The organism is Brevundimonas sp. Marseille-Q4549 (assembly GCF_976940555.1).
In genome coordinates, this window is the sequence record NZ_CDRHXG010000001.1 from 2,017,953 (window position 1) to 2,042,523 (window position 24,571).

The window sequence follows — 24,571 nt, forward strand, 5'->3', positions numbered from 1 at the left end:
GGGCTTACGCCGCGAACGGACGTGGTGCGCGCTGCGGTTGCGCAGCGCCGCGACGAGGGGCTGGCCTCGACCATCACCCCGCTCTGGGTGGCGCCGGCCGATGTGTTCGGCGTTTCGGAACCCATCCTGTCCGACAGCGACCGGCAAGCGGTCCTGGCCGAGGTGGATCGTCAAGTCTGCTATGAACTGAGCGAACGTTTCGACATCGCCGAGCAGCCTGAGCCCCTGGTCGGGACCGTGAGGGTGGGGGGTCGCCTACATCCGGCCGACGCATCAGGCCGGTTCGGCGGCCGCAGCCGTCGCCAACTTCTTCATCCCCGGGCGGATCAAGGTAAGGACGCCGGGAGGCACGGGCGGCCTTGGCGCAGAGGCGGAACTCCTGGCGCCGGACGGTCGTCAGGCGGCCGCCATAGTCTGGCGCCGCGACGCCATGGTGGTGGGAACGGGCAAGCCGTCGCTGTCGCGCATTGGCGACGCCCACCAGTTGGCCGAGCCTCTGGGCGACATGATCGGCGATGCGCTGGCCCCCTAGCGATCGGGCGGTGAGGTCCATATTTGACTCAAAGCGGCGGTCCGGAATATCCGCTTGTAGCTGGACCACTGAGCGCCCGCGAAAGGGCTTGGTTGAACGCGATGCCGTGACCAAGACCGGCCTGCTAGTGAAGGTTCACTGCCACTGCCTGGAGATCGATGCGAAGGGTAGGGTCCGGGTGGCCGATCGGTTCAAAACAACGCCTTGGCTTCGACCTCCTGCTCTACACCGCACAGAGATCCGGCGACGTGCGGCAGATGACCGTCCACCAGATCGCCGGCGACCGGGTGATCGTGCGCCAGGACAAGACCGGCCAGCCCGTGGACATTCCGTAGCATCCACAGCTTCAGGCGTCGCTTGCCGTCCACAAGCTCGGACACCTAGTTGTTCTGACCACGCAGGACGGCAAACCCTACTCGGAAAAAGGCTTCGGAAACTGGATCAAGAAAGCTGCGATGATCGCAGGCTTGCCGCACTGCTCGGCGCACGGACTGCGCAAGGCGGCGGCCAAGCGCCTGGCCGAAGCGGGCTGCTCTCCACATGAAATCATGTCGATCACGGGCCATCAGAGCCTGAAAGAAGTCGAACGCTACACGCGCGAAGCCAACCGTCGTGGCCTCGCTGACGGCGCCATGAAACGCATCGGCTGACCCACCAGGCGGGGGCTGGCGGAGGCCGCGGTCATCGCGTCTCGTCGCCTCCGAGTTCGCGCCGGTCCTGATCGCGCACCAGCCAGTGGACAGCGCCGAGCGCAAGCGCCGCGCCCGCGAGTGCGGCAATCCTGGATGTTTCCGTCTCGCCGAGGTCCAGGATGATGAATTTGCGCGCGATGGCGAGGAGCGCGATCAGCACGATCGTGCGGACCTGGAGGATCCCGAAGCTGCGTTCGGTCGCAACAAGAAGGGAGCGCTTGAACTCGAGCGCGATCACCACGGTGAAGATCATGCCGAACACCACCTGGAAGGTGGCGTAATCGAGAGTGTCGAATGCCCCGAGAACCAAGCGGTTCACGACTTCGCGCATCAGCGCCCAGACCGACGCCACGACGATCGCCGCAATGATGACGCTGAGGACGAAGATGACACCTTGCTCGAACTTCTCGTAGAGCGTCATCGCCGACCATTGTTCACGGGTCAGCCCGGATCGTTGCAAGTCTTTCATGATTGCCCCTCGAAAGCCGCCCCGGAGAGACAAGCTCCCCGGGGCTTCGCCAGACGGTGCGATATCGCACGGAGCGGAGGGGACGCCGCAAACCGGCGACACCCAATGTGGCAAATCAGCCGTTCTTGACCTCGATGCGCTTGACCTTGGCCTGCGCCTCGGGAGTCTGGGGCAGCTTGATCGTCAGAACCCCGTTCTTGAACGATGCTTGCGCCTTTTCGCCATCCACACCGGGGGGAAGCGGAATTGTCCGGTAGATCGCGCCGTAGCTGCGCTCGGAGAGATAGTATCCCTTCTTCTCCTCTTGGCGCTCGATCTTCTTCTCCCCCTTCACAGTCAACATGTCATCGTTGACCGTCACCTCGATGTCCTTCATCTCCATGCCGGGCAGCTCGATCGACACTTCGATCGCCTTGTCGGTCTCAACCATGTCAGATTTGGCTTCGCCGCTGCCCCAGGGCCATTCGAACTGACCGACCCGGTTCCAGAAGTTCTCGAACACATGGTTCATTTCGCACTGGAGCGTCGCGATCGGGTTGTCTTCGCTGCTCTTGGCGTCTGGCGCGCCGTCCTTGCGCGCCCAGGGGATCAGGTCCTTGATCTGCATGATGGTGTCTCCTTCGATTTTCAGGCGCCTTTGACGGCGATCCTTTTTGGCTGCGCTTCAGGGGCTCGGGGGAGCGTCAAAGTGAGGACGCCTCCGCGCATCTCGGCCTCGATCCTGTCGGGGTCGAAACCCTCGGAAAGCGTGAAGCCCTCTCGAAATCCCCCTCGCCATATTCGGCATAGGCAAGTTCCAGGTTTTCTGGCCGCATCGGCTCAACCTTGCCGCGGATCGTCAGCACGCGGTTTTCAAGCGTGATCTCGACGTCATCCGATCCGACGCCCGGCATTTCCAGCATCATGGAGACGCCCTGATCGGTTTCGACGATATCGGTCAGCGGGCGGTAGACGCGGCCGCCACCGATGGTCTCGGGCGTGTCGGTCGGCGTCTTTTCGGTGGCTTGCGTGATGTCGGTGCTCATCGTTCCAGCTCCTCTCAGGCTGCCTTGATCTCGATTTTCTTAGGCTTTTCTGCCTCGGGCCGGGAGATGACGATCCGCAATACGCCGTTCGTCATCTTCGCCTCGACCTTGTCATCCGAAGCGGTGAATGGCAGGCGGATAGCGCGGGAAAACTTGCCATAACCGCGTTCGTTGCGGTGCCAGCGCGCACCTTCGGGAACCTCGGGCAGCTTGCGTTCGCCCGACAGCGTCAGGACGTTGTCCTTGACCGAAATTTCAATGTCGCCCGGTTCGATGCCGGGAAGTTCAGCGGTGACGGCAACGGCCTCGGAGCCTTGCCACACATTCACCGCCGGGAACGCCGCGCGGGACGGGGGCCAGAAGCCGCGGTCGAGATCGCGCATCATGGAGCGCATCAGCGCGAAGGGATCGCTGCGGCGCAGATATGTCGGAAGAGCATTGCTGGCCTCCTGTTGCTGATCGATGCCCCCGAACCGCGGCATGGTCCGACCGGGCAACGGTGCCGGCTGGATGTCGGTTCGGAGACCGCCCATCAAGATAGGCGGATCCATTTATTATGCAAGCAGATATGATGCTTGCATTGCACTTTGGGTGGACCGCAGTCTATCCTGTTGCTCATGCAGACGGAGGAAAGATTCCCTTGATCACTTCTGATCTTGCCCTGATCGGGACGACGATCCACCGGGTCGCGCAGCTCATCCAGCAGCGGATCGACAACGAGATCAGCGACAGCGGCCTGACCCGCCTGTCCTGGATGGGGGCGGCACATGTCGAGGATTCGCCCGGGCTGACCATCGGCGATCTGGCCGGGCGGCTGGAGGTGGGCCGGGCCACTGCGGGCCAGCTCGTCGATCGCATGGTACGGGGCGGTTGGGTAGAGCGGGGGGCGTCACCCGACGACCGACGGGCGCAGATCGTCACGGCAACGCCAAAGGCCAGGGCGATGCTGGAGGAACTCACACCGCGGCAATCGGCGCTCGAAGATGAGATCCTGCAGGATCTGACGGCGGACGAGAGGCGCATTCTGCTGGCGCTGCTCGAGCGGATCAGGGCGCGGCTCGGGCGCTAGGGAAAAGGAAAAGCCGTATGGAAAAGAAGACCGAATACAACATCTGATACTGGGTGATGGCTTTCATGGCCGTGATCTTCATCCAGGATCTGATCGCCGGCTGGCAATCCGTGGCTCCCATCAGCTACAGCCAATTCGAAACCTATCTCGAGGACGGCAGGATCGCGTCGGTCGCGGTCGGGTCAGACACCATCACCGGCGCCTTCACCGAACTCGTCGACGGCAAGAGCCAGTTCGTGACGACGGTCGTGGATCCCGGGATCCTGCAGCGGATCGACCGCTCCGGCGTCGAGATCACGGGCGTTCCTCAGAATACTTTTTTCGGCACACTAATTTCCTGGGTGGCGCCAGCGCTTGTCTTCTTCGAAATCTGGATGCTGCTGTTCCGCAAGTTCGCCGACAAGCAGGGTTTTGGCGGCTTCATATCCCCAAAGGCATATTGCTCGTCGGGCCGCCGGGAACCGGCAAGACGCTTCTGGCGCGCGCGGTGGCAGGCGAGACCGGCGTGACCTTCTTTTCGATCTCGCGATCAGAGTTCGTCGAGATGTTCGTGGGCGTCGGTACCGCACGGGTGCGCGACCTGTTCGAGCAGGCCCGGAAATCGGCCCCGGCAATCATCTTCATCGACGAACTCGACGCTCTTGGATGGCGCGCTCCTCCGGCTAGATCGCCGGTGGCCATGATAAGCGTGAGCAGACGCTGAACCAGCTTCTGACCGAGCTCGACGGCTTCGACCCTTCAGAGGGCATCGTGCTCCTGGCCGCCACCAACCGACCCGAGATTCTCGACCCCGCGCTGCTGCGTGCGGGACGCTTCGACCGTCAGATGCTGGTGGATCGGCCCGACAAGACGGGGCGTGTGCAGATCTTGAACGTGCACATGAAGAAAGTGACGCTCGCCCCAGACGTCGATGCCGAGAAGGTCGCAGCTCTTACTCCCGGCTCTTCCGGCGCGGATCTTGCCAATCTCGTCAACGAGGCAGCATTGCTCGCCACGCGCCGCAAGGCTGATGCGGTGACGATGGACGACTTCAACAATGCGGTGGAACGCATCATCGCCGGGTTGGAAAAGAAGAACCGCGTGCTCAATCCGCGCGAACGCGAGATCGTGGCGCACCACGAGATGGGGCACGCGCTGGTGGCGATGGCTCTGCCGGGGGTGGACCCGGTGCACAAGGTCTCGATCATACCGCGCGGGATTGGCGCGCTCGGCTACACCATCCAGCGCCCGACCGAGGACCGCTTCCTGATGACGCGGGAGGAACTCGAAACCAAGATCGCAGTCCTGCTTGGCGGGCGCGCAGCAGAGAAGATCATCTACGATCATGTCTCGACCGGGGCGGCGGACGATCTGGTCAAGGCGACCGACATCGCCCGCGCCATGGTCGCGCGGTACGGGATGGACGAAGACCTCGGGCATGTCAGCTACGACACCGATCGGCCCGGCTTTCTCGGCACCGGCGACCAGTCGTCCTGGCTTAACCGCCGCTACAGCGACGCCACTGCTGAGCGGATGGACGCGAAGGTGCGCGACATTGTGGATGGCGTGTTCAAGCGCACCCTCACCTTTCTTGAAACCAATCTGGATCTTCTCGAGCAATCGGCGCAGGATCTCCTGCAACGAGCAACAGGTCGCTGCGTGACACTGTCACTGGCGCCTGACTGGATAATGAAGGCGGAGAAGACGAATGGCAAAAGGAGCTTGCGATATTTGCGGTCGCCCGGCGACGGCGCGTGTGCGCGCCTCGGTGAACGGCAGGGTTCAGAACATGGAGCTTTGCGACCAGCATTACAGCGAAATGGCGCGCCGGTCGGGGCGCAGCGCCTCGCCACTGGAGTCCCTGTTCGGACGGCGTTCCCTTCTTGACGAGTTCTTCGGCGAGAGCAGTTTCGGCAGCCTCTTTGGTGACAGTCCGCTGCGAGGCGGCACGCTCGGCTCTATGGGTGATGGCGATGACGCTGTCGTCGACGCCACTTTCGGCGAGGGCGCGCCGCGGCGTGGATCGCGGCGCGGCGGCGGACGCACCATCGCCGACCGGCTGAGCGAACAGGGCAACAAGCTGCTGCAGGATGCCGCACAGAAGGCCGGGGAATTCGGGCGCAGCGAGGTCGATACCGAACATCTGCTTCTGGCATTGACCTCGTCTGACGTAGTCAAGACGATCCTGGAACAGTTCAAGGTCGATGTGGACGATCTGCGGCGCCAGATCGAGAAGGAAGCGAAGCGTGGAGAGGCCGAGACGGAAGGCGAAGTCGGCGTCAGTCCTCGCCTGAAGGACGCGCTGAACCGGGCCTTCATCGCCTCGAACGAACTCGGCCATTCCTATGTCGGTCCCGAGCACCTGCTGATCGGCCTTGCCGAGGAAGGTGAAGGCCTGGCCGCGTCGATCCTGCGCAAATACGGATTGACGCCGCAGGCGCTTCGCCAGCAGGTGACCAAGGTCGTGGGCAAGGGAGCCGAGGAGGGCCGCGTGGGGGCGCCTTCCAGCACGCCCGATCTCGACCAGTTCAGCCGTGACCTGACGAAGCTCGCCCGCGAAGGCAAGCTCGATCCCGTCATCGGCCGCGCCCGCGAGATCGAGACGACGATCGAAGTGCTGGCCCGCCGCAAAAAGAACAACCCGGTGCTGATCGGCGAGCCCGGCGTGGGCAAGACCGCCATCGTCGAGGGACTTGCACAACGGATCGTCGCGGGTGAAGTGCCCGAGGCGCTGCGCGACAAGCGGCTGGTCGAGCTCAACATCAACTCGATGGTGGCCGGGTCGAAGTATCGCGGCGAGTTCGAGGAGCGAGTCCAGAAGATCCTCAAGGAGATCACCGAGGAGAAGGACAGCCTGGTCCTGTTCATCGACGAGATCCACACCATCGTCGGCGCCGGCCAGGGCGGCGGCGAAGGTGGTCTCGACATCGCCAACACCTTCAAGCCGGCACTGGCGCGGGGCGAGCTGAACCTGATCGGCGCGACGACGCTCAACGAGTACCAGAAATACATCGAGAAGGACGCGGCGCTCGAGCGACGGTTCCAGCCGGTTTATGTCGAGGAACCCACGGTAGCTCAGGTCATCATGATCCTGCGCGGCCTGCGCGACACGCTGGAGGCGCACCACAAGGTGACGATCACCGACGAGGCCATCGTCGCGGCAGCCGAGCTTTCTGATCGCTACATCACTGGCCGCTTCATGCCCGACAAGGCGATCGACCTGATCGATCAGGCAGCCGCACGGGTGAAGATCAGCGCCACAGCGCGCCCTGTGGACGTCCAGGAGTTGGAGGCCGAAGCCGCGCAGATCAAGCGCGAGCAGGACTATGCCGCAGCCCGCAAGCAATTCGACCGGGCAGCAGAACTGAAGAAGGAGCTGGAGCAGAAGCAGAAGGAGCTGGACGAGCTTCTGGAAATCTGGAAGCGCGACCAGGCTTCGGCGACCGCCGAGGTGCGCGCCGATCACGTCGCGCAGATCGTCTCCAAGATCACCGGCGTTCCGGTCACGGAGCTGACCACCGAGGAGAAGGACAAACTCCTCAAGCTCGAGGAGAAGCTGCACGAGCGCGTCATCGGCCAGGAAGAAGCGATCCGCGCCGTGGCCGATGCGGTGCGCCTGGCGCGTGCGGGTCTGCGGGAAGGTTCCGGTCCGACTGCGACCTTCCTGTTTCTCGGGCCAACCGGGGTTGGCAAGACGGAACTGGCCAAGACGCTCGCCGAGGTGATCTTCGGCGACCAGGATGCGATGATCCGTATCGACATGTCGGAGTATGGCGAGCGCCACTCGGTTGCCCGGTTGGTTGGCGCACCTCCGGGCTACGTCGGATACGACGAAGGCGGGCAGCTGACGGAGAAGGTGCGCCGTCGGCCCTACTCGGTCGTGCTCTTCGACGAGATCGAAAAGGCGCATCCCGATGTCTACAACATCCTGCTTCAGGTGTTCGACGATGGCCGCCTGACCGATGGCAAGGGCCGCGTGGTGGACTTCACCAACACCATCATCATCGCCACCTCGAACCTCGGTTCGGACATCATCCAGCGCAACCTCACGAAACGCGGCAGCAGGGAGTTCGACGAGGCCAAGCAGAAATCCGAACTGATGGAGGTGTTGCGCGGTCATTTCCGGCCAGAGTTCATCAACCGGATCGACGAGATCATCGTCTTTCATTCGCTGAATCAGTCGGAGATCCGCCAGATCGTCGAGTTGCAGCTCAACCGGGTGAAGCGGACCGCCCTCACCCAGGGCGTCGAACTCGAACCCGATGTGAGCGTCGTGGATCACTTCGGCGCGGTCGGCTTCCGTCCCGAATTCGGTGCCCGCGAGCTACGCCGGCTGATCCGGTCGGAGCTGGAGACCGAGTTGGCTCGCGAACTGCTCTCGGGGCGGATCGTGGATGGCGACAAGGTCCGCGTCGCCTGGTCAGCGGACGATCAGAAGGTCGTGTTCGAAAAGATCGCAAGGGACACCGGTGAAGACAGCCCGGACGATCCGGCCCAAGCCGGGATCGGCGAGTCCAGCGCAGTCGCCGAAGACAAGACGGACGTTCCGACGCCCAGCGTTGGGGATGAGGTGCAGTCCAAGGACGACAAGTCCGCCGAGTGACAGCACAAAAGACTGGCCCGGCGCGATATCGGTCGCGCCGGACCATCTCTTCGGAGAGTTATAGGAAGGTCCACGGCATGAACGTCATCAGATCATTCCGCAATCTCGACCGGCACGGCCAACAGCGCGCGCCTGAGGTCATCGAGGAAGAGGTGCGGCAACTTGAACCGCATCTTGTACGCTTCCGCGAGGATCTCGTCCGGCTCGAAGTCGTCGCCTCCCAGACGAGCGTCAAGACGCGCATCCAGGTCAGCCTGCGCCTGCAACTTCCGTCGGGCGTGATCGCGGCGCGGGAAGATGGATTCGAGATCGAGCCTGTCCTGCGCAAGGCCTTTGCCGACCTGCGCCAGCGGGTTGACCGGCATGTGGCGCGGCTCAAGCACGAGTCTGAATACAAGCGTCCCGCCCGCCGGCGCCGGATCGGCGCCCCGCTGCCGCCCGCGCGGGATGCGGCGGAAGCGGACCGGCGCCAACTCTTCTTCGACCTGATCGAGGATCATCTCGATACGGTCTACGATACAGTCAGGCGCGAGTTGACCTATCTCGAGTGTAGCGGATCGGTACCGGCTGGCTACCTGAGCGTTGGCGATATCGTCGATGCGACGATCCTCAAGGGGCTCGACCGCTTCGAGCGGCGGCCGACCGAATTCTCCGTCCGGGACTGGCTGACGCAGCTGGCCTTCGAGACCGTTGAGGCCGAGGCGCAGGCTGCGCGCCGCGCGGTGCCCGAGGATGCCGCCTCGATCTACGAAGCGCCCCAGGCGCCTAGCGGAGAGCTTACCGAGTCTGATGAGGAGATGTTCGAGTTCTACCAGCCCGACGACGTGTTGAGGCTGGAGGAACTCATCGCCGACGACGGCGGCACGGACCCTGAGACAGAAATGAGTCGTCATGATATCGCCGTGACGCTGCACCGGGCAATCGCCGATCTTCCGTCGGTCGAACGCCGCGTTCTCTATCGGCTCCACCTAGACGACGCCACGCTTGCGGAGACGGCGGACCTCCTCGGCCTTTCCGAAGCAGAGGTCGAAGAAATCGCCGAGAAGGCGGGCGAGACACTGCGCAGAAAGCTTGTCGAAGCGGGGTTGATCAGCGAGGCATCGGGGCGCGCGCCCATCGAACGGGAAATTGCCCTGACGCAGCGCCTGCCCCAGCCAGTCGAGCACCGGCGCCGCGTGGCTGCCGCGCTCGCCGGCGTGGAGACAAACGCAGAAAACTGAGTTGAAACAGGAACAGGAGATGGACCAATGAGAACAGCCTCTGAAAACCCGACCGACAAGATGCAAGACATGCTGTGCAGCCTGTCCCGGAATTGGTGGGCATTCGTGTTGCGCGGCGTGCTCGCATTGATCATCGCGGTGCTGGCCTTCGTCATGCCTGCTGAATCGCTTCTGGCGCTCACGCTGGTCTTCGGCGCGTTCGCCTTTGCCGACGGCGTGTTCGGCCTCGTCGCCGCGATACGTAACATCCGCAAGGGCAAACGCTGGGGCTGGCTGATGTTCAGCGGCCTCCTGGGGATCGCCACCGGCGTCGTCGTGGTTGTCTCGCCCTTTGTCGCGACGCTCGTGCTTGCGACATTCCTCTGGGCCAGCATCGCATTCTGGTCCGTGTTCTCCGGCGTCCTGGAAATCGTGGCGGCGATTCGCCTGCGCAAGGAAATCAAGGGCGAAATCTGGCTCATCCTAAGCGGCCTTCTCTCGGTCGTTCTCGGTGTCGTCGTGACCTGGATGCTGCTGACGCGCCCGGTCGAAAGCTTCCTCGCGCTCGGCTGGCTGATCGGCTTCTACGCCGCGGTCTTCGGGGTGATGATGATCCTCCTCGGGCTACGGCTTCGCAAGGCGGATCGTTCGGACGGTGCGGCCTTCGATGACGCTCCCCCATCGGCAAAGGCGTGAGGTGCCCTGTGGTGGATGACGAGCGACTTGCCGGCGAGGAGCACGATTTCACCCGATGGGACGAAACGATCTTCGACCGTTGCCTGAGCACCGGCTTCAATCCGTTCGGCAGCGGTCCGACGCCAATCTTCCCGCGGCACCGGGACGCAGAGGCGCCGGACGCCGATGCAAAGCCGTGCATGCCACCTGACACCGAAAATGCGGGGTGCTGATGTCGAACCGCCTGCCTGACTTGGCATTTGCTGCTGCGGCCGCTGCCTTGGGCATCGGAATCGTTTTCGTTTTTCGTTCGATGTATCTTGCCGAAGACATACTGCCTTTCGCGCAGGAGATGACGCTCATCTTCCTCGGCGCTGTCGTGACGATCATTCTGACCGCGGCGCTTCTCAATCGCCAGACCGATCTCGAGCTTCGCAAGGAAGGAAGGGTCATCATCCTCCAGCAGCAATGCGACATTTACATGGCCTGTATCGAAAAGGTCGCAGAGATCGTGGAAACCGCAAGGCACGATGCGAAGCTGATCGATGAACTGCGTGTTCTCAGCCACAAGCTGGCTGTGGTCGCGAGTGCAGGGGTCGTGTCCAGCTTCGAGCAGGTACTGGAGAGCTTGCAGTCCGGTTTTGCTGACGGCACGCTCTCGGACGGGGACGGAGAGGGCGTGATGAATGCCGTCGCCGATCTCACGATAGCGATGCGGTCGGACGTCCTGCACGCTGCTGCCTTTCCTTCGCAGAACACCGAACGCGCCGTTCGCCTGAATTCGAGGCGAATGGAAAAACTCGACGATCTCGAACGTCAACTTCTCGTATCCACCGACACCCGGGAGAACTGATATGCGCGGCCATAATCGCCCACCATTCCCGCCGAAAATTCCCGGAACCGATCAGCCATCCTGGGACGTGCCGACGGCAATCATCTACCGTCCTGCCCGTTCCGCGATGACATCGGCGCCTCGGCCCAACTACTGGGTTCTCGAGTTCGAGCCGTCCCGGCCGCCGCAGGTCGAGCCGCTGATGGGATATACCTCCAGCAACGATCCCTATCGTTCGATCCGGCTGAAATTTCCCGACCGCGAAAGCGCTGTGGAATTCGCGGAGCGGCAGAACTGGCGCTATTTCGTGCGTGAGGACGTGGCTCACCGGCATGCGCCTGACCGCTGGCGGGGAGAGGAGCGGCATCGCCTCTACAAGGGAGCCGACGCCCCGAACGCCTTTCGCATACCGTCCCGCCTGGATCGGGATCGCACGGACCACCGACTCCGACGCGCAGTCGATCAGGAAGGCTCGGTGGACCTGCCGTCGCAAGAACAGGCGGAATTCGATCCAGTTATCGAAGCCAGTCTTGAATCCTTCCCGGCCTCTGATCCTCCGGCGTGGACGGTGACGTGACCCCCTGAAACTCCTCCAGGAATAGCTAGAGTCCGCCCTAACGAAGGACGGACAGAATGAAGCGATCAAGGTTCACGGAAGAGCAGATCATTGGGATCCTGCGGGAGCAGGAGGCCGGTGTGGCGACGGCGGAGGTGTGCCGGCGTCATGGGGTCAGTTCGGCGACCTTTTACAAATGGAAGGCCAAGTTCGGCGGGCTCGACGTGTCGGAGGCTCGGCGGTTGAAGGCGCTCGAGGACGAGAATGCTCGGCTCAAGCGGATGCTGGCGGACGCGATGCTGGACAACGTGGCGCTGAAGGACCTGCTGGGAAAAAAGTGGTGACGCCCGCCGGCTATCGCGAGGCGGCTGGTCATCTGCAGGCCGCCTACGAGATGAGCGAGCGGCGGGCATGCCGTGTGCTGGGCGTCGATCGGACGAGCGTGCGCTATCAGGCGACGCGCCCGGACGACGGCGCCCTGCGCGACCGGCTGAAGGCCCTGGCCCAGGAGCGACGCCGGTTCGGCTATCGCCGCCTGCACGTCCTGCTGCGGCGCGAGGGTCATGCGGTCAACAGGAAGCGGGTCCAGCGGATCTATCGCGAGGAGCGACTGACGGTCCGTCGACGCGGCGGTCGGAAGCGAGCGATGGGGACGCGGCGACCGCTGGAGCTGCCACTGGCGGCGAACCAGCGCTGGTCGCTGGACTTCGTGGCCGACCAGATGACTGACGGGCGGCGCTTCCGCATTCTGACGGTGATCGACAACTGCACCCGCGAGTGCCTGGCGCTGGTGGCCGACACCTCGCTGTCGGGCGCGCGGGTCGTGCGGGAGTTGGACGCCGTCATCCGGCAGCGGGGCCGGCCCGACACCATCGTCAGCGACAACGGGACGGAATACACCTCGAACGCGGTCCTGGCCTGGTCCGACGACACCGGCGTCGGCTGGCATTATATCGCGCCCGGCAAGCCCCAGCAGAACGGCTTCAACGATAGCTTCAACGGACGCCTGCGCGACGAGTTGCTGAACGAGACGCTGTTCCGATCCCTGCCGCACGCCCGCGCAGTGCTGGAGGCGTGGCGACGCGATTATAACGAACGGCGTCCGCACTCGAAGCTCGGGTGGTTGACGCCACAGGCTTATGCAGAAGCGCTCAGCGGACAGATCGGCCGGTCCGCTGCGCTGGTTGGGGGCTGCGCTGACCGGCCTCTTGCCAACCCCGACAACCCCAGTTCAGATCAACCCAGGACTCTCGTTATGGCTGGATGAGAAACGGGGGTCACGTCACCAGTAACCAAACCCACGTCGAGCTTCTAAGTCGCGTTCTTGCAACGCCGACAGTGGCCGCTTCTGGCGCATCAGCGTTGTTTGGAGCGTATCTTGAGGAGGGGGGTGTTGATCGTGGGAGGTGGCCATGAGCCAGCCCGATCTGTTTCGTTTACCCCGCAAACCCTGGAACGCTGGTCGAATGACCGGTGCGAAGGCCCCACTTAAGCCAAAGCACATCTGGGCGATCCGTCAGCACCTGAAGTCCGTTGGATCGACACGAGATCTCGCGATGTTCAACATCGCATTGGACGCCAAGCTGCGGGGCTGTGATCTGGTAAAACTCCGTCTGGGCGATATTGCTCAAGGCGGCGTCATTCGGCAGCGGTCGACGATCATCCAGCAGAAGACCGGTCGGCCCGTGCCGTTCGAGATCACGGAGGCCGCGAGGGAAGCTCTGGCTCACTGGTTGGAGCGCCGAGGAAGACGGCGTGACGACTGGCTGTTCCCCAGCCGCAGCCGGGATGGAGAGCACATATGCACCAGGCAGTACGCCCGGCTGGTCGATACCTGGGTGAGAATGATCGACCTGAATCCCAGCGCCTATGGCACCCATAGCCTTAGACGGACCAAGGTGGCCTTGATCTATAAGAAGACCGGAAACCTACGCGCCTGCCAGCTCCTTCTCGGGCACGGAAAGCTCGAGAGCACCGTTAGGTATCTCGGCATCGAAGTCGACGACGCGCTGGAGATTTCAGAGCAGATCGACCTCTGAGCAGGCTTGGGGCGGCCCGCCGTAAAGCGGACTGCCCTATGTCTCAGAACTGTGGAAAGCGGACGTCACCACCAAACGACGGCGATCAGCGTAGCACAATAGAGGAAGAGGGCTGGCAGGGTCGCAACCGACGACCACATCATCCTGCCTCTCGAAGCCAATTGGAAACCCAATACTGGGGTTCCGAGCAGAACAGCTGTGATGGTCGTTATTCCGGCAAATGCACCGTATTCAGCCGTGCTGAATGTCCATAACCCGGCGATCAAGCACCAGAACGTAGCCAACACTCCCCCTAACGCCGTGGCCACTATCGAGAAAACTGCGGGTGCCTTGGCCCACCGATCTACGTCGGGGAGTGCGGACGACATCTGGATTTCCTTGCCAGCTAGCCGTTACACAAGCAGACGCCGTGAGCGTCTGCAACGGGTGGGAAGCGGCCATTGGCTATGGCTTGCGGTCAGTCCTCCGCTGACCCAGGGCATTCATTCAATGTGCGGCACATTATGGAGGTAAGGGCTCGATCTATGCCGGAAGCGGCTTTTTTCTTAGAACTCCTCCCAACTCGACGCCACGACCGCCAGCGCCGGGCCATTACGCCCTGGCGCCATACGGGCGCGCGAAGGGGCGGTATGAGCGCGGGCGAAGCTTTCGACGCGAGCCTGGGCCTTGTGGATCGGCGTCGGCGCCTTGGCGACTTGGCTGGTTTCGAAGCGGCCGACGAGTTCGGCCAGTTCGGCGGCTTCGCGGCTCAGGCTCAGGCTGGCGGCGGTCGATTGCTCGACCATGGCCGCGTTCTGTTGAGTGACCTGATCCATCTGGTTCACGGCGGTGTTGACCTCGGCCAGACCCACCGCCTGCTCCTGAGTCGAGGCGCGGATTTCGCTCATCAGGGTCGTGATCTCTTCGATCCGCCCCGCAATGCCGGTCAGAGCCTCGCCCGACTGACGCACCAGAACCACCCCGTCCTTGACCTGGCTGGAACTGGCCGAGATCAGCGTCTTGATCTCCTTGGCCGATTCCGCCGAACGCTGCGCCAGGGCCCGTACTTCGGACGCGACGACGGCGAAGCCACGACCGGCCTCGCCCGCACGGGCGGCCTCGACTCCGGCGTTCAGGGCCAGGAGATTGGTCTGGAAGGCGATCTCGTCGATCACGCCGATGATCTGGCTGATCTCATTGGACGAGCGTTCGATCTCGCCTATGGCGGCGACGGCCTTCTGGACCACCACGCCGCCGGTCTCGGCCTGGGTCCGGCCTTGGGTCACGACAGTGTCGGCAGCCTGGGCGTTCTCAGCCGTCTTGCGCACGGTGGCGGTTATCTGGTCCAACGCGGCGGCCGTCTCTTCCAGACTGGCGGCCTGCTGCTCGGTGCGGCGTGACAGATCCTCGGCGGCGCTGCCGATCTCCTGTGCGCCCGACTGCATCGACCCGGCGTTGACGCCGATTACGCCCAGCGCCTGATCCAGCGTCGCCATGGCTTGGTTGAAGTTGTCGCGCAGGACGGCGTAGTCGCTCGGAAAGTCGTCCTGGATGCGATAGGAAAGGTCGCCGGCCGCCATGGCCGACAGCCCCCTGGCTGTGCCTTCGACTACGGCGGCCTGAACTTGCGCGGCCTGACGGTCCGCCTCGGCCCGGCGTTCGCGCTCCTCTTCGACGGCGGTCACGTCCGTGGCGAACTTGACCACCTTGTAGGGACGCCCGTCGCTGTCCAGGATCGGATTGTAGCTGGCCTCGATCACCACCCGATGGCCGCCCTTGCCGAAGCGTACGAACTTGTCCGCCACGAACTCGCCGGCGTTCAATCGACGCCAGAACTCGGCATAGGCCGGCGTCTGCGCCTCGGCCGGATCGACGAACATCCGGTGATGGCGTCCGACGATCTCGCTGAGCTCATAGCCGATGAACGACAGAAAGTTCTGGTTCGCCTCGCGTACCGTTCCATCCAGATCGAACTGGATCACCGCCTGGGAGCGATGCAAGGCGTCCACCATGCTGCGCCGTTCCGCCTCAACAGCCTGCTGCACTGTGCGAGTCTTTGATCCGAAGCCGAACATCATCATCTCCAATCGGCTCCCGAGAGGGCCGATCTCATATTCAGACAAGAACCTTAACAGTGATGGTATCAAACTTGATTTAATTGCGGGCCGCAGTGTTAGCGTTGACCCTTTCCCTCTCGGATCGGCCTGATGAGCTCAACGCGACAGTTTGCAGAACCCGACGATTTGTCGGAGCTTCATGTCGATCAACAGCTCTGCCTGGCGCTCCAAACGAGCAGTAGTCTCATTACGCGGCTTTACCGAAAGCTCCTGGCTCCGCTTGGCCTCACGCACCCGCAGTATCTGGTCCTTATCGCGCTATGGGAACTCGACGGCCCGACGACCATGGGCGACTTGGGAGATCGGATCTCGTTGGAGACGGGATCATTGACCCCCCTCATTAAACGCATGGAGAATGCAGAGCTTGTCACCCGTAAACGCGACGATCGCGATAAGAGACGGGTGTGGGTCCAGGCGACAACAAAGGCGGGGGGACTTCGTCAGGAGCTACTCTCGGTACGACGCGAAGTCGTCCGGCAACTTCCAATCAGACCAGACCAGATCGCAGCCCTCACACGGCTGCTGCAAGACATGAACGAAGCGCTGTCGTAACCACCCGACTATCCCGCCGAGGTTCGAAGCCGACGTCAGGATCGTGGAATAGTGTCTTGGCGACTTCCGCTTGGGTTGCGCCGCCGTGGTCCCTGGCGGAATATGTCTGCTTAGGGTCGATTTCAGTCCAGAGGCCGAAAGCGGACGTTGGCCCCAGTCCGGAAAGCAGTTGCGGTCGACGTCAGCCAGGGGTTGTCAGGCGACGTTGGCGAGCTCAGTTGACCGAACTGCCGTGATCGCCTGACACACTTGGTCCAATAGACGTGTCGCCTCTATCGGCTTGGAGATATGCCCGTCGGCTCCAGCTGCCATAGACTTCGCGACATCTTCTGGCATTGCGTTCGCCGAAAGCACGTAGATCGGTGTGGTGAGGACCTCGCCCGTTGCCTCTAACGCCCTGATTTTGGTGATGGCAGTGAGGCCGTCCATAACCGGCATCTGCATATCCATAAGGATCAGATCGAAGGTCTCGCATTTTGCCGTATTGACGGCGTCGGCGCCATTCTCGACGGACGTCAGACTGGCCCCGGCCGCGCCCAGGATAAGCTTGACGACACGGCGATTGACGGGATGATCTTCGGCCAAAAGAATGCGGACGCCTTGTAAAGGCGCAGCTTCGATTTGATCTTCCTCGTCGGCTCGAACGGCCTGAGTATTTGAAGGGGCCTTGGCTAAATCCAGGATCAACGTGAAGGTCGCCCCCTGTCCGGGAGCCCCATCTGCGGTCAGCTGCCCTCCCATAGCACCCGCCAGTGCATGGGAAATCGACAGACCCAGGCCTGACCCGCCAAAGCTCCGGGTGATTGACCCATCAATCTGCTCGAACCTGGAAAACAGCTTTCCTTGCGCGGTCGCATCGAACCCGATGCCGCTGTCTCGAACCTTAATGGTGAAGCGGGTGTGAGAGGCGTCAGGTTTCGCGGCCACTGTCAGGTGGATGCTCCCGCTGCGTGTGAACTTGACGGCGTTGCTCAGCAGATTGGCAATGATCTGCCTGACCCTCACGGCGTCGCCTATGTAAGCGCCAGCAGCGTCGGGATGGACGACGACTTGAAGGTCCAGCCCCTTTGCCTGGGCCTGAGGGTCGAACAACGCCGCACAGGTATTGACGGCGTCAGCCACGTTGAAGGGCTCGGCCAAGACGGTGAGCTTTCCCGCTTCGACCCTCGCAAGATCGAGAATATCCGTGAGAAGCGTCTCTAGAGTTTTCGCGGACCCCTCGATCAAGTGGACCATTTCACGCTGATTTGAATCAAGATTCGTACGCGCCAGTGCGCCGGCCACCCCCATGACCCCGTTAAGGGGCGTGCGTATCTCATGGCTCATGTTCGCCAAGAATTCCGACTTGGCCTGGTTAGCGGCCCCCGCTTTTTCAGCTGCGGCCTTCAACGCTTCAGACGTCTTTTCCGCGAGATCCAGCGATGCCGATACGGCCCTGCTGTCCGCCAGTCCCCGTCGCGTCGCCGCAGCGAGATGAGCCAAGTACATGAAATTGGCGAGACAGACGAAGGCAGCGGTCGGTTTGCCCGGCTCGGTCACCAGCGAAATCAGAGGCAAGGCCACAAGCAGCAGGCCAAACGGCGCCGTAGCAGCCCAAACCATTGCGGCGGAGGAACTGGCGTGCAACCGCACATTCATCACCCCACCCGCAAGCACAGTGACGGCGAGCACTCGCCCCTGCCAACCTTCCATGAACCATGCCAACGGCGCGACGCTCGCAAACACGGTGGTGCTGACAACGACAGACGCGACAAAAAGCTGTTTACGCCAGTGGGGTGCGACAAACCCCTCCCTACGCATCGGCGCGCTTATCCAGGACGTGGCGAGTTGCGCGGCGACTGTCGCAATCAACCAAATGACCGGCCACGCTGCCGCGTCATGTAGAAAGACGGCTGCCGCGATTCCCACGCTGAATAACAGCCGGATGGGAAACTCCCGGACGCGGCGGCGTGCAATATCGGTCCAGTCTTCATCTCGCATCCAGGCAAGATGAGAGCGTTTAGTTGACTGGCCGTGAACGTGTCCGAAAAATGTCAAAATGATATTTGCCGACTTGGCCGTGGTCATCGGCTGCTTGGCAGCTAACGTCCGCTATGCCCTCGGCCACGTCCTCAATCGGCAAGGTCAGGTCGAAGACCTTGCCGGGATTGATCTTGCGGCTGAGGACGAGGTCCATCAGGTGGGGCAGGAAGCGGCGCACCGGGGCCGGGCCACCCATCAGGCTCTTCTGGGCGAAGAATAGGAACTCGCCGTTCAGTTCGACGCCGTGGGGGACGCCGACGAAGCCGACAGCGCCGCCGGGTCGGGCGCAGTTGATCGCCTGGTGCATGGATTCGTTGGTGCCCACGCATTCAAGAACCGAATCCGCCCCGACGCCCTTGGTCAGTTCCTTGATGCGGGCGACGCCGTCGTCGCCGCGCTCGGAGACGATGTCGGTCGCCCCGTATTCCAGCGCCAGGTTCTGGCGGCTCTTGTGGCGGCTCATGGCGATGATCCGCTCGGCGCCCATCTGCTTGGCCGCCAGAACGCCCATCAGTCCGACCGCGCCGTCGCCGACGACCGCGACCGTCGAGCCGGGCTGAACGCGTGCAGCGTCGGCGGCGTACCAGCCCGTGCCCAGAACGTCCGACACGGCCAGAAGGCTGGGGATCAGATCGTCGTCGGGGATGGTCTCGGTGGCGACCAGGGTGCCGTCGGCCAGCGGCACGCGGGCGTAGGATGCCTGCGCGCCCGACATGAACTCGCGCTGCTCGCAGGAGGACTGGAAGCCGTGGCGGCAATGCGGGCAGGTGTTGTCCGAGATGCAGAAGGAGCCGACCACGAACTGGCCGGGGCGGACGGTCTTCACGTCGGCGCCGACCTCGACCACGACGCCGCAGTATTCATGGCCCATGTGCATGGGGCCTTCCAGCGGTTGGAGGCCGCGATAGGGCCAGAGGTCAGAACCGCAAATGCAGGTGGCCGTCAGCTTGATGATGGCGTCGGTGGGCTTGAGGTTTTGGGGTTCGGCGACATCTTCGAAGCGGACGTCGCCGGGGCCGTGAAGGACAGTGGCAAGCATGGGTTTCGCCTTCTGATCAGGTTCGGGGAGGAATAAGTTCGATGCGGACGGGCGCGTCGATCTTGGCCAGCGCCTCGATGTGGCCTTCGAGGCGGCCCAGGCGGACCAGGCCGCGCGAGTAGCCGAAGTCGCGATAGAAGATCGCGAGATTGCCCCAGGGGGCGTAGTAGGCGATGTCGCCGGCTACGGGGGCGACGCCCTCGGGCGCGCCAGCCGTGGAAAGCGCGCGCGGCAGGTCGGCGATCTTCTCCGTGCGGTTGTAGTCGCTCAGCGTCAGTTCGATCGGCAGGAGGGCGGCGAGGTCCCGCGCCGCCTCGCTGTCATCCAGCACGGCCGTGAACGTCTGATCGGCGGCGATAATTCTGATCTTCATCGGCTCATCCACGGTTTGCTCCGAACGGCTCGGCTCACCGGCCGAGGCGTCGGACGTCGGCCCGCTGCAGGCGGCGGCGAGAACGGCGACGGCCAGCAAGGCGAGCGGCTGTCTCCAGGCCCGCATGATTTCAGCGCCCGCCGTCCGCTGTTGGCGGTCCAGCTAGGTATTGGTCGTCGGTCACATGCTCCATCCACTCGACCATCTTGCCGTCCAGGGCCTCCTGGATGGCGATGTGCGTCATGGCTGTGGTCGGTGACGCGCCGTGCCAATGGCGATGGCCGGGCGGACACCAGACGACGTCGCCGGCGCGGATTTCGACGATCGGTTCGCCTTCGCACTGGGTCCAGCCGACGCCGGACGTCACGACCAGGGTCTGACCCAGCGGATGGGTGTGCCAGGCGGAACGCGCGCCGGGCTCGAAGGTCACGCTGGCGGCGCCGTGACGCGCGGGGGCAGGCGCGGTGTTGAGCGGATCAATACGAACCGTGCCGGTGAACCACTCGGCCGGCCCCTTCTGTGAGGGCTGGGTTCCGTTGCGGTGGAGTATCATAGGGGCCTCCTTGATCGACTGTGCGGCCGTCGGCGCGACGGGCAGGAACAGTGCGGCGATCGTCAGGCCGATCACGAGCCGGATTGGACGACGCGTGATCATAACGCCGCGCCCTTAGACAAGATGCTGCTCGAAGAAGGACTGGAGTTTGTCGAACGGGATCTCGTCCAGGCGGTCGTAGAGATCGATGTGACTGGCGCCGGGAATGATCATCAGTTCCTTCGGCTCAGCCGCAGCGGCATAGGCGGTCTCGCTGAAGTAGCGCGAGTGGGCCTTTCCGCCGTGGATCAGCAGGATCGGGCGCGGCGAGATTTCCTTGATGTAGGTCAGGAGCGGCATGTTCATGAAGGACAGCGGGTTGGTGACCGTCCACGAGCCGTTCGAGTTGACCGCGCGCGGGTGGAAGCCGCGCGGCGTCCTGTAATAGTCGTGATAGTCGACCAGGAACTGGGCTTCGCCGCCCTTCAGCTCGTTCATGGCCGGGCCATAAGCGGGCGCGCCGTTTTCTGCATCCTGCCAGCGCTGCCGGCTCAGTTGCTCCAGGGTTTGCGCGCGCTCTTCGGCGGTCACGCTGTCATTGTAGCCCCGGGACATGACGCGGGTCATGTCATACATGGTGCTGGCCACGACGGCCTTGACCCGCTTGTCCACGGCGACGGCGTTCAGGGCCATGCCGCCCCAACCGCAGATGCCGATGACGCCGATGCGCTCGCGGTCGACGGACGGATGCAGGCCGAGGAAATCGACCGCTGCGCTGAAGTCCTCGGTGTTGATGTCGGGCGAAGCGATGTTGCGCGGCTCTCCGCCGCTTTCCCCCGTGAAGGACGGATCGAAGGCCAGGGTCGCGAAGCCGCGCTCCGCCATGGTCTGGGCATAGAGGCCCGATGACTGTTCCTTCACCGCGCCGAACGGCCCGCCGACGACCAGCGCGGCCAGGCGCTGATCGCTGCGAGCCTTGGGCAGATAGAGGTCGCCCGAAAGCGTGAGGCCGTAGCGGTTCCTGAACGTGACCTTCTGGTGGTCGACGATTTCGCTTTTGGGGAAAAGCTTGTCCCAGTCGTCGGGCATGGTCTGCGCCTTTGCATTGGACGTGTTGAAGAGCGACCCGGCGGCTGCGGCGACGACGCCGGCGCTGGTCAGTTTCATAAGGTTGCGTCGGCTCGTGTCTGAGGTGGTCATGGCTATCTCCTCGTTCATGTCGGTCATCGGGGTTTCAGCAGCCTGCGGCCGTTGCCGATCAGGACCAGCGCTGCCCCGGCCAGGACCACGCTGCCGATGAAGGTCGCCCGGATCGAAAAGCCGTCCAGCAGCCAGCCGCCCGCCACAGCGCCGAGCAGGATCGAGGCCTGGACGGCGGCGACCATCAAGCTGCCTGCGGCTTCCGGCGCGTCGTCGGCGTTCTGGGACATCCAGGTCATCCAGATCACCGACATGGCGGTGTTATTTGCGCCCCACAGCGCCAGCAGCACGCCGGCCGCGAACGGTGATCCGCCCAGGAACAGAAGTCCGAGCGTGCAGCCGCCCATCAGCAGGGCTGGCAGCCGCAGAAGGCGGGCGACATCGCCTTTCAGGAAACGGCCGGAGGCCCAGGTGCCGACGAAGCCCGCGCAGCCCAGCACCAGCAGCAGGACCGACAGCACCGTCACGTTCGCCCCCGTCACCCGCTCCAGGAAGGGGCGCAGATAGGTGAACATGGTGAAAGCCGAACCCCAGGACAGCATCGAGGCGATGATGCCGATCAGGAAATACGGCCGCTTCAGCAGGCTGAACATGGCCCGGAAGTCCTGCCGCTGGCCCGCAGGCAGGGAGGGTAGGGCCACAACGTGCCAGATCAGGTTGACGGCGACGATGGGCGTCAGCGCCCAGAACACCTCGCGCCACCCGAACAGGTCGCCGAGATAGCTGCCGACCGGCGCGGCGAAAGCCGCAGCGATGGCTTGGCCGCCGTACATCAGGGCCAGGGCGCGCGGCACGTCGTCTTTGGGAACCAGGCGCATGATGACGGCTGTGGCCAGGGCCCAGAAGCCGCCGATGCAGATGCCCAGCAAGGCGCGGCCGATCATCAGCACCGCAAAGTTCGGCGCGGCCGCGACCAGCACCAGCGACGCCAGCATCAGGGCGGTCATGGCGACTAGGACCCACTTGCGGTTCAGCCGTCCGGCCGCCGTGGTGATGAGCAGGCTGGCTGCGACCGCGAACAGGCCGCTGATCGAAATCGCCTGCCCGGTCTGGCCCTGGGTTGCGCCGAGGCCTTCGGCCATCGGCGTCAGCAGGCTGACTGGCATGAATTCCGAGGCGATCAGCATCGCCACGCACAGGGCCATAGACAGGACCGCGCCCCAGGCGGCGGCGGGCTTGACGGTCGTATCGGTAGTGAGGGCGACTTCGATCATGGCCGAACTTCTATCGGCGAACGCACAAAGCGATTAGTCGTCCTAATCGGCATGAACTAATCGATATGAACGAATAGTCTGACGCAGCGCCGAGGAGGAGACCGCCCGTGGAACGGACCGACTTCAATCAACTGACCTGGTTCCAGGCTGTCGCCGAGGAGCGCAGCTTCACCAAGGCGGCGGCGCGGCTCGGCGTGGCGCAGTCGACGCTCAGTCATGCGATCAAGCAGCTTGAAGCCCGGATGGGCATTCGTCTGCTGACGCGGACCACACGCAACGTCGCCACGACCGTCGCGGGCGAGCGGCTGCTGCAGACCGTCGCCCCGCGCATGAGCGAGATCGAGGAGGAGATCGCGGCGCTTACGGCGTTTCGCGACAAACCGTCCGGCTCAATCCGGCTGACCCTGTCCGACCATGCCCTGCAGACCGTAGTCTGGCCCAAGCTGAAGCCCGTGCTCCAGGCCTATCCGGACATCAGCGTCGAACTGCTGCTGGACAGCAGCTTACGCAACATTGTCGAGGAGGGTTTCCGCTGCGGCGGCGGGATGGACACCTGCGAAAAGCCGCGCCGCGTTCGAGAGGGTCTCGATCGCCCCTTCGTCGGCCAGGGTGCTCAGCAGGGTCAGGACCGGACCAGACGGGCGGGTGTACGCCAACTGCCTGCTCTCCAGTGTCGTGATGCTGGGCGTCGCGGCCGAAGCGCGGTTCCTGCACATGCTCGACGTGGCCGTTCGCAGTTCTAACCTGGGCTCGGTCTTTAAACCGGTCGACGAGGAGCGCTCGCTCCTGCGCAAGATCAACCGCTTCCAGAATCTGCTGGCGCCCCATCGGAAGGGGCTCGGCGCAGCGGGAGAAGATCTGGAGGTCAATTTGAACTTCATCCAGTCGGTGATCCGGACGTCTCGGAACGAGGCCGGCCACGCGATCGGCAAGCCCGCGGATCGGGCGCAGACCTATGTGCTTCTCCAACTGTTCGCGCCGTTCGCACGCAAGCTTGAGCAGCTTGAGGCGGCATTCGACTAGCGGAACGCTCCGGAGATAGCGTGCGGGGCGTAGCGCTCTGGAAACGGATCAAAGGGCTGCTCGAGCGTCCGCCTCTCCTGAGACGTTCGGAACCGGCTTCGCAGATTGGGTAGTGGAGGTTCTCACATCCGTGTCCGCCCAGGCGCGGAGGTCAGTGACAGAGTAGACGACCCGGCCTCCCAGTTTGCGGTAGATGGGACCGGTGCCGCTGGTGCGATGTTTCTCGAGCGTACGGCCTGAGAGCCCCAGAAGTCTGCCGGCCTCAGGTGTTCGAACGAAGCGGTTCATCAGATCTCGCGTCTCTGCCATCGTGCTCTCTCATCGCTGACATCGAGATTCTTCCGCGCTTGGCTCGGGAGGGACACCCGGTAGATCCCGGTGGCGAAATGACGGGCCGTCGGTCTCCACCCCGGCGCGGTGCTGACGGGCATGACGCGCTGCTACGATGCGCTCCCGCTCATAAGTTCAGGTTATCGACGGGACCCGCCTCGGCCTGCGCCCACGGCTCATTTCAGCGCGGCTAGCGCCCACCGTTTTTCTCACCGTTTTTCTGGATTGGCTGAAACGGTGAGACTGCCTCCGAAGAGGAAATCATCAGCGATTTCAATGAGAACGATGGTGGGTGATCACAGGTTCGAACTGTGGACCCGCTGATTAAGAGTCAGCTGCTCTACCGACTGAGCTAATCACCCACACCGATCGTCATGTCTTCGGCGGGGCGAGCGCCCTTGCCGAAGGGCGCTCCTACTACCCAGCGGAGGCGGGGTTGGCAAGCGCCTTTCGCAAACTTTCTTGGGCGGGCTATGGTTCACGCGGAATCAGCCGCGTGTCAGCGGCGGGGGAGTGAACG

General features: G+C 63.4%; 28 protein-coding genes, 1 tRNA gene and 2 pseudogenes. 17 read left to right on the forward strand and 14 right to left on the reverse strand.

Annotated elements, in window-relative coordinates; genetic code table 11:
- Nucleotides 1–9: 9 nt before the first annotated feature.
- Nucleotides 10–234: pseudogene (locus ACWPV3_RS09860) on the forward strand (hypothetical protein); the annotation flags it as partial.
- Between the two features lie 489 nt (nucleotides 235–723).
- Here ACWPV3_RS09860 and ACWPV3_RS09865 read toward each other — a convergent pair.
- Entirely contained in the window at nucleotides 724–912 is a 189-nt protein-coding gene (locus tag ACWPV3_RS09865) for a hypothetical protein (RefSeq protein ID WP_191559102.1), read from the reverse strand.
- Nucleotides 913–921: 9 nt separating this feature from the next.
- Here ACWPV3_RS09865 and ACWPV3_RS09870 point away from each other — a divergent pair, with 9 nt between their 5' ends.
- Nucleotides 922–1,182, forward strand: a complete 261-nt coding sequence (locus ACWPV3_RS09870; protein ID WP_191559104.1) for a site-specific integrase — start codon at nucleotides 922–924, stop codon at nucleotides 1,180–1,182.
- A 31-nt stretch (nucleotides 1,183–1,213) separates the two neighbouring features.
- Here the strand turns inward: ACWPV3_RS09870 and ACWPV3_RS09875 are convergent, their stop codons facing one another.
- From ACWPV3_RS09875 to ACWPV3_RS09890, 4 genes and pseudogenes are all read right to left on the reverse strand, one after another.
- Nucleotides 1,214–1,693, reverse strand: a complete 480-nt coding sequence (locus ACWPV3_RS09875; RefSeq protein WP_453977765.1) for a phosphate-starvation-inducible PsiE family protein — start codon at nucleotides 1,691–1,693, stop codon at nucleotides 1,214–1,216.
- Nucleotides 1,694–1,808: 115 nt separating this feature from the next.
- The gene (locus ACWPV3_RS09880; RefSeq protein ID WP_191559100.1) at nucleotides 1,809–2,300 is read right to left on the reverse strand and encodes an Hsp20/alpha crystallin family protein; all 492 of its coding nucleotides are present in this window, start codon (nucleotides 2,298–2,300) and stop codon (nucleotides 1,809–1,811) included.
- A 20-nt stretch (nucleotides 2,301–2,320) separates the two neighbouring features.
- Nucleotides 2,321–2,718, reverse strand: a pseudogene (locus ACWPV3_RS09885) (Hsp20/alpha crystallin family protein).
- Between the two features lie 14 nt (nucleotides 2,719–2,732).
- Nucleotides 2,733–3,251 carry an Hsp20/alpha crystallin family protein gene (locus ACWPV3_RS09890; RefSeq protein WP_248117236.1) on the reverse strand — a complete coding sequence of 173 codons (519 nt, stop codon included), beginning with the start codon at nucleotides 3,249–3,251 and terminating at the stop codon, nucleotides 2,733–2,735.
- Between the two features lie 107 nt (nucleotides 3,252–3,358).
- Here ACWPV3_RS09890 and ACWPV3_RS09895 point away from each other — a divergent pair, with 107 nt between their 5' ends.
- The 12 genes from ACWPV3_RS09895 (at nucleotide 3,359) to ACWPV3_RS09950 (ending at nucleotide 13,670) form a co-directional block, all read left to right on the forward strand.
- Entirely contained in the window at nucleotides 3,359–3,787 is a 429-nt protein-coding gene (locus tag ACWPV3_RS09895; protein WP_191559099.1) for a MarR family winged helix-turn-helix transcriptional regulator, read from the forward strand.
- Nucleotides 3,788–3,852: 65 nt separating this feature from the next.
- On the forward strand, nucleotides 3,853–4,296 hold the full coding sequence (locus ACWPV3_RS09900; RefSeq protein WP_248116155.1) for an ATP-dependent metallopeptidase FtsH/Yme1/Tma family protein: 444 nt from the start codon (nucleotides 3,853–3,855) through the stop codon (nucleotides 4,294–4,296).
- Nucleotides 4,275–4,490 (forward strand): AAA family ATPase, encoded by a 216-nt coding sequence (locus ACWPV3_RS09905; RefSeq protein WP_263596091.1) that lies wholly within the window; start codon nucleotides 4,275–4,277, stop codon nucleotides 4,488–4,490. Before ACWPV3_RS09900 ends, ACWPV3_RS09905 begins: the two co-directional genes overlap by 22 nt.
- An 8-nt stretch (nucleotides 4,491–4,498) precedes the next feature.
- On the forward strand, nucleotides 4,499–5,653 hold the full coding sequence (locus ACWPV3_RS09910) for an AAA family ATPase (protein ID WP_282438758.1): 1,155 nt from the start codon (nucleotides 4,499–4,501) through the stop codon (nucleotides 5,651–5,653).
- Nucleotides 5,556–8,369: an ATP-dependent Clp protease ATP-binding subunit gene (locus ACWPV3_RS09915; protein ID WP_453977766.1), complete on the forward strand. Its 2,814-nt coding sequence runs from the start codon at nucleotides 5,556–5,558 to the stop codon at nucleotides 8,367–8,369. The genes ACWPV3_RS09910 and ACWPV3_RS09915 overlap by 98 nt, the downstream gene beginning before the upstream one ends.
- Nucleotides 8,370–8,446: 77 nt before the next feature.
- Nucleotides 8,447–9,589, forward strand: coding sequence for a sigma-70 family RNA polymerase sigma factor (locus ACWPV3_RS09920; RefSeq protein WP_453977767.1), 1,143 nt, complete (start codon nucleotides 8,447–8,449; stop codon nucleotides 9,587–9,589).
- A 27-nt stretch (nucleotides 9,590–9,616) separates the two neighbouring features.
- Nucleotides 9,617–10,264, forward strand: coding sequence for an HdeD family acid-resistance protein (locus ACWPV3_RS09925; protein ID WP_453977768.1), 648 nt, complete (start codon nucleotides 9,617–9,619; stop codon nucleotides 10,262–10,264).
- An 11-nt stretch (nucleotides 10,265–10,275) separates the two neighbouring features.
- On the forward strand, nucleotides 10,276–10,476 hold the full coding sequence (locus ACWPV3_RS09930) for a hypothetical protein (protein WP_313454702.1): 201 nt from the start codon (nucleotides 10,276–10,278) through the stop codon (nucleotides 10,474–10,476).
- The gene (locus ACWPV3_RS09935) at nucleotides 10,476–11,096 is read left to right on the forward strand and encodes a hypothetical protein (protein WP_191559095.1); all 621 of its coding nucleotides are present in this window, start codon (nucleotides 10,476–10,478) and stop codon (nucleotides 11,094–11,096) included. The genes ACWPV3_RS09930 and ACWPV3_RS09935 overlap by 1 nt, the downstream gene beginning before the upstream one ends.
- Before the next feature lies 1 nt (nucleotide 11,097).
- On the forward strand, nucleotides 11,098–11,652 hold the full coding sequence (locus ACWPV3_RS09940) for an NADH dehydrogenase ubiquinone Fe-S protein 4 (RefSeq protein ID WP_191559094.1): 555 nt from the start codon (nucleotides 11,098–11,100) through the stop codon (nucleotides 11,650–11,652).
- Between the two features lie 56 nt (nucleotides 11,653–11,708).
- Nucleotides 11,709–12,898 (forward strand): IS3 family transposase gene (locus tag ACWPV3_RS09945; protein ID WP_248116165.1). Its coding sequence is split into 2 segments (ribosomal slippage): nucleotides 11,709–11,961 and nucleotides 11,961–12,898, totalling 1,191 coding nucleotides; the frame shifts between segments, so codons are not numbered across the junction.
- 145 nt (nucleotides 12,899–13,043) lie between these two features.
- Nucleotides 13,044–13,670 carry a tyrosine-type recombinase/integrase gene (locus tag ACWPV3_RS09950; RefSeq protein ID WP_191558956.1) on the forward strand — a complete coding sequence of 209 codons (627 nt, stop codon included), beginning with the start codon at nucleotides 13,044–13,046 and terminating at the stop codon, nucleotides 13,668–13,670.
- Between the two features lie 545 nt (nucleotides 13,671–14,215).
- Here ACWPV3_RS09950 and ACWPV3_RS09955 read toward each other — a convergent pair.
- Nucleotides 14,216–15,694: a methyl-accepting chemotaxis protein gene (locus ACWPV3_RS09955; RefSeq protein ID WP_224762270.1), complete on the reverse strand. Its 1,479-nt coding sequence runs from the start codon at nucleotides 15,692–15,694 to the stop codon at nucleotides 14,216–14,218.
- Between the two features lie 162 nt (nucleotides 15,695–15,856).
- On the opposite strand from ACWPV3_RS09955, the gene ACWPV3_RS09960 reads away from it, so the two are divergent.
- Nucleotides 15,857–16,318 (forward strand): MarR family winged helix-turn-helix transcriptional regulator, encoded by a 462-nt coding sequence (locus tag ACWPV3_RS09960; RefSeq protein ID WP_191558957.1) that lies wholly within the window; start codon nucleotides 15,857–15,859, stop codon nucleotides 16,316–16,318.
- 195 nt (nucleotides 16,319–16,513) lie between these two features.
- On the opposite strand, the gene ACWPV3_RS09965 is transcribed toward ACWPV3_RS09960, so the two are convergent.
- From ACWPV3_RS09965 to ACWPV3_RS09990, 6 genes are all read right to left on the reverse strand, one after another.
- Nucleotides 16,514–18,385, reverse strand: coding sequence for an ATP-binding protein (locus ACWPV3_RS09965; protein WP_453977769.1), 1,872 nt, complete (start codon nucleotides 18,383–18,385; stop codon nucleotides 16,514–16,516).
- Nucleotides 18,318–19,379: a zinc-dependent alcohol dehydrogenase family protein gene (locus ACWPV3_RS09970; protein WP_248116169.1), complete on the reverse strand. Its 1,062-nt coding sequence runs from the start codon at nucleotides 19,377–19,379 to the stop codon at nucleotides 18,318–18,320. Before ACWPV3_RS09970 ends, ACWPV3_RS09965 begins: the two co-directional genes overlap by 68 nt.
- Nucleotides 19,380–19,395: 16 nt before the next feature.
- Complete coding sequence (locus tag ACWPV3_RS09975) at nucleotides 19,396–19,851, reverse strand: cyclophilin-like fold protein (RefSeq protein ID WP_248116171.1); 456 nt, start codon at nucleotides 19,849–19,851, stop codon at nucleotides 19,396–19,398.
- A gap of 31 nt (nucleotides 19,852–19,882) precedes the next feature.
- Nucleotides 19,883–20,305: a (R)-mandelonitrile lyase gene (locus ACWPV3_RS09980; protein ID WP_191558967.1), complete on the reverse strand. Its 423-nt coding sequence runs from the start codon at nucleotides 20,303–20,305 to the stop codon at nucleotides 19,883–19,885.
- Between the two features lie 114 nt (nucleotides 20,306–20,419).
- On the reverse strand, nucleotides 20,420–21,484 hold the full coding sequence (locus ACWPV3_RS09985; protein ID WP_453977770.1) for an alpha/beta hydrolase: 1,065 nt from the start codon (nucleotides 21,482–21,484) through the stop codon (nucleotides 20,420–20,422).
- Nucleotides 21,485–21,507: 23 nt separating this feature from the next.
- Entirely contained in the window at nucleotides 21,508–22,698 is a 1,191-nt protein-coding gene (locus tag ACWPV3_RS09990; protein WP_191558962.1) for an MFS transporter, read from the reverse strand.
- A gap of 107 nt (nucleotides 22,699–22,805) precedes the next feature.
- On the opposite strand from ACWPV3_RS09990, the gene ACWPV3_RS09995 reads away from it, so the two are divergent.
- Entirely contained in the window at nucleotides 22,806–23,441 is a 636-nt protein-coding gene (locus ACWPV3_RS09995) for a LysR family transcriptional regulator (RefSeq protein ID WP_453977771.1), read from the forward strand.
- The gene (locus tag ACWPV3_RS10000; RefSeq protein WP_453977772.1) at nucleotides 23,413–23,721 is read left to right on the forward strand and encodes a hypothetical protein; all 309 of its coding nucleotides are present in this window, start codon (nucleotides 23,413–23,415) and stop codon (nucleotides 23,719–23,721) included. Before ACWPV3_RS09995 ends, ACWPV3_RS10000 begins: the two co-directional genes overlap by 29 nt.
- Nucleotides 23,722–23,769: 48 nt before the next feature.
- On the opposite strand, the gene ACWPV3_RS10005 is transcribed toward ACWPV3_RS10000, so the two are convergent.
- Complete coding sequence (locus tag ACWPV3_RS10005; protein WP_248116238.1) at nucleotides 23,770–24,030, reverse strand: helix-turn-helix transcriptional regulator; 261 nt, start codon at nucleotides 24,028–24,030, stop codon at nucleotides 23,770–23,772.
- A 307-nt stretch (nucleotides 24,031–24,337) separates the two neighbouring features.
- Nucleotides 24,338–24,413 (reverse strand) — tRNA-Lys (locus tag ACWPV3_RS10010).
- Nucleotides 24,414–24,571: the final 158 nt, after the last annotated feature.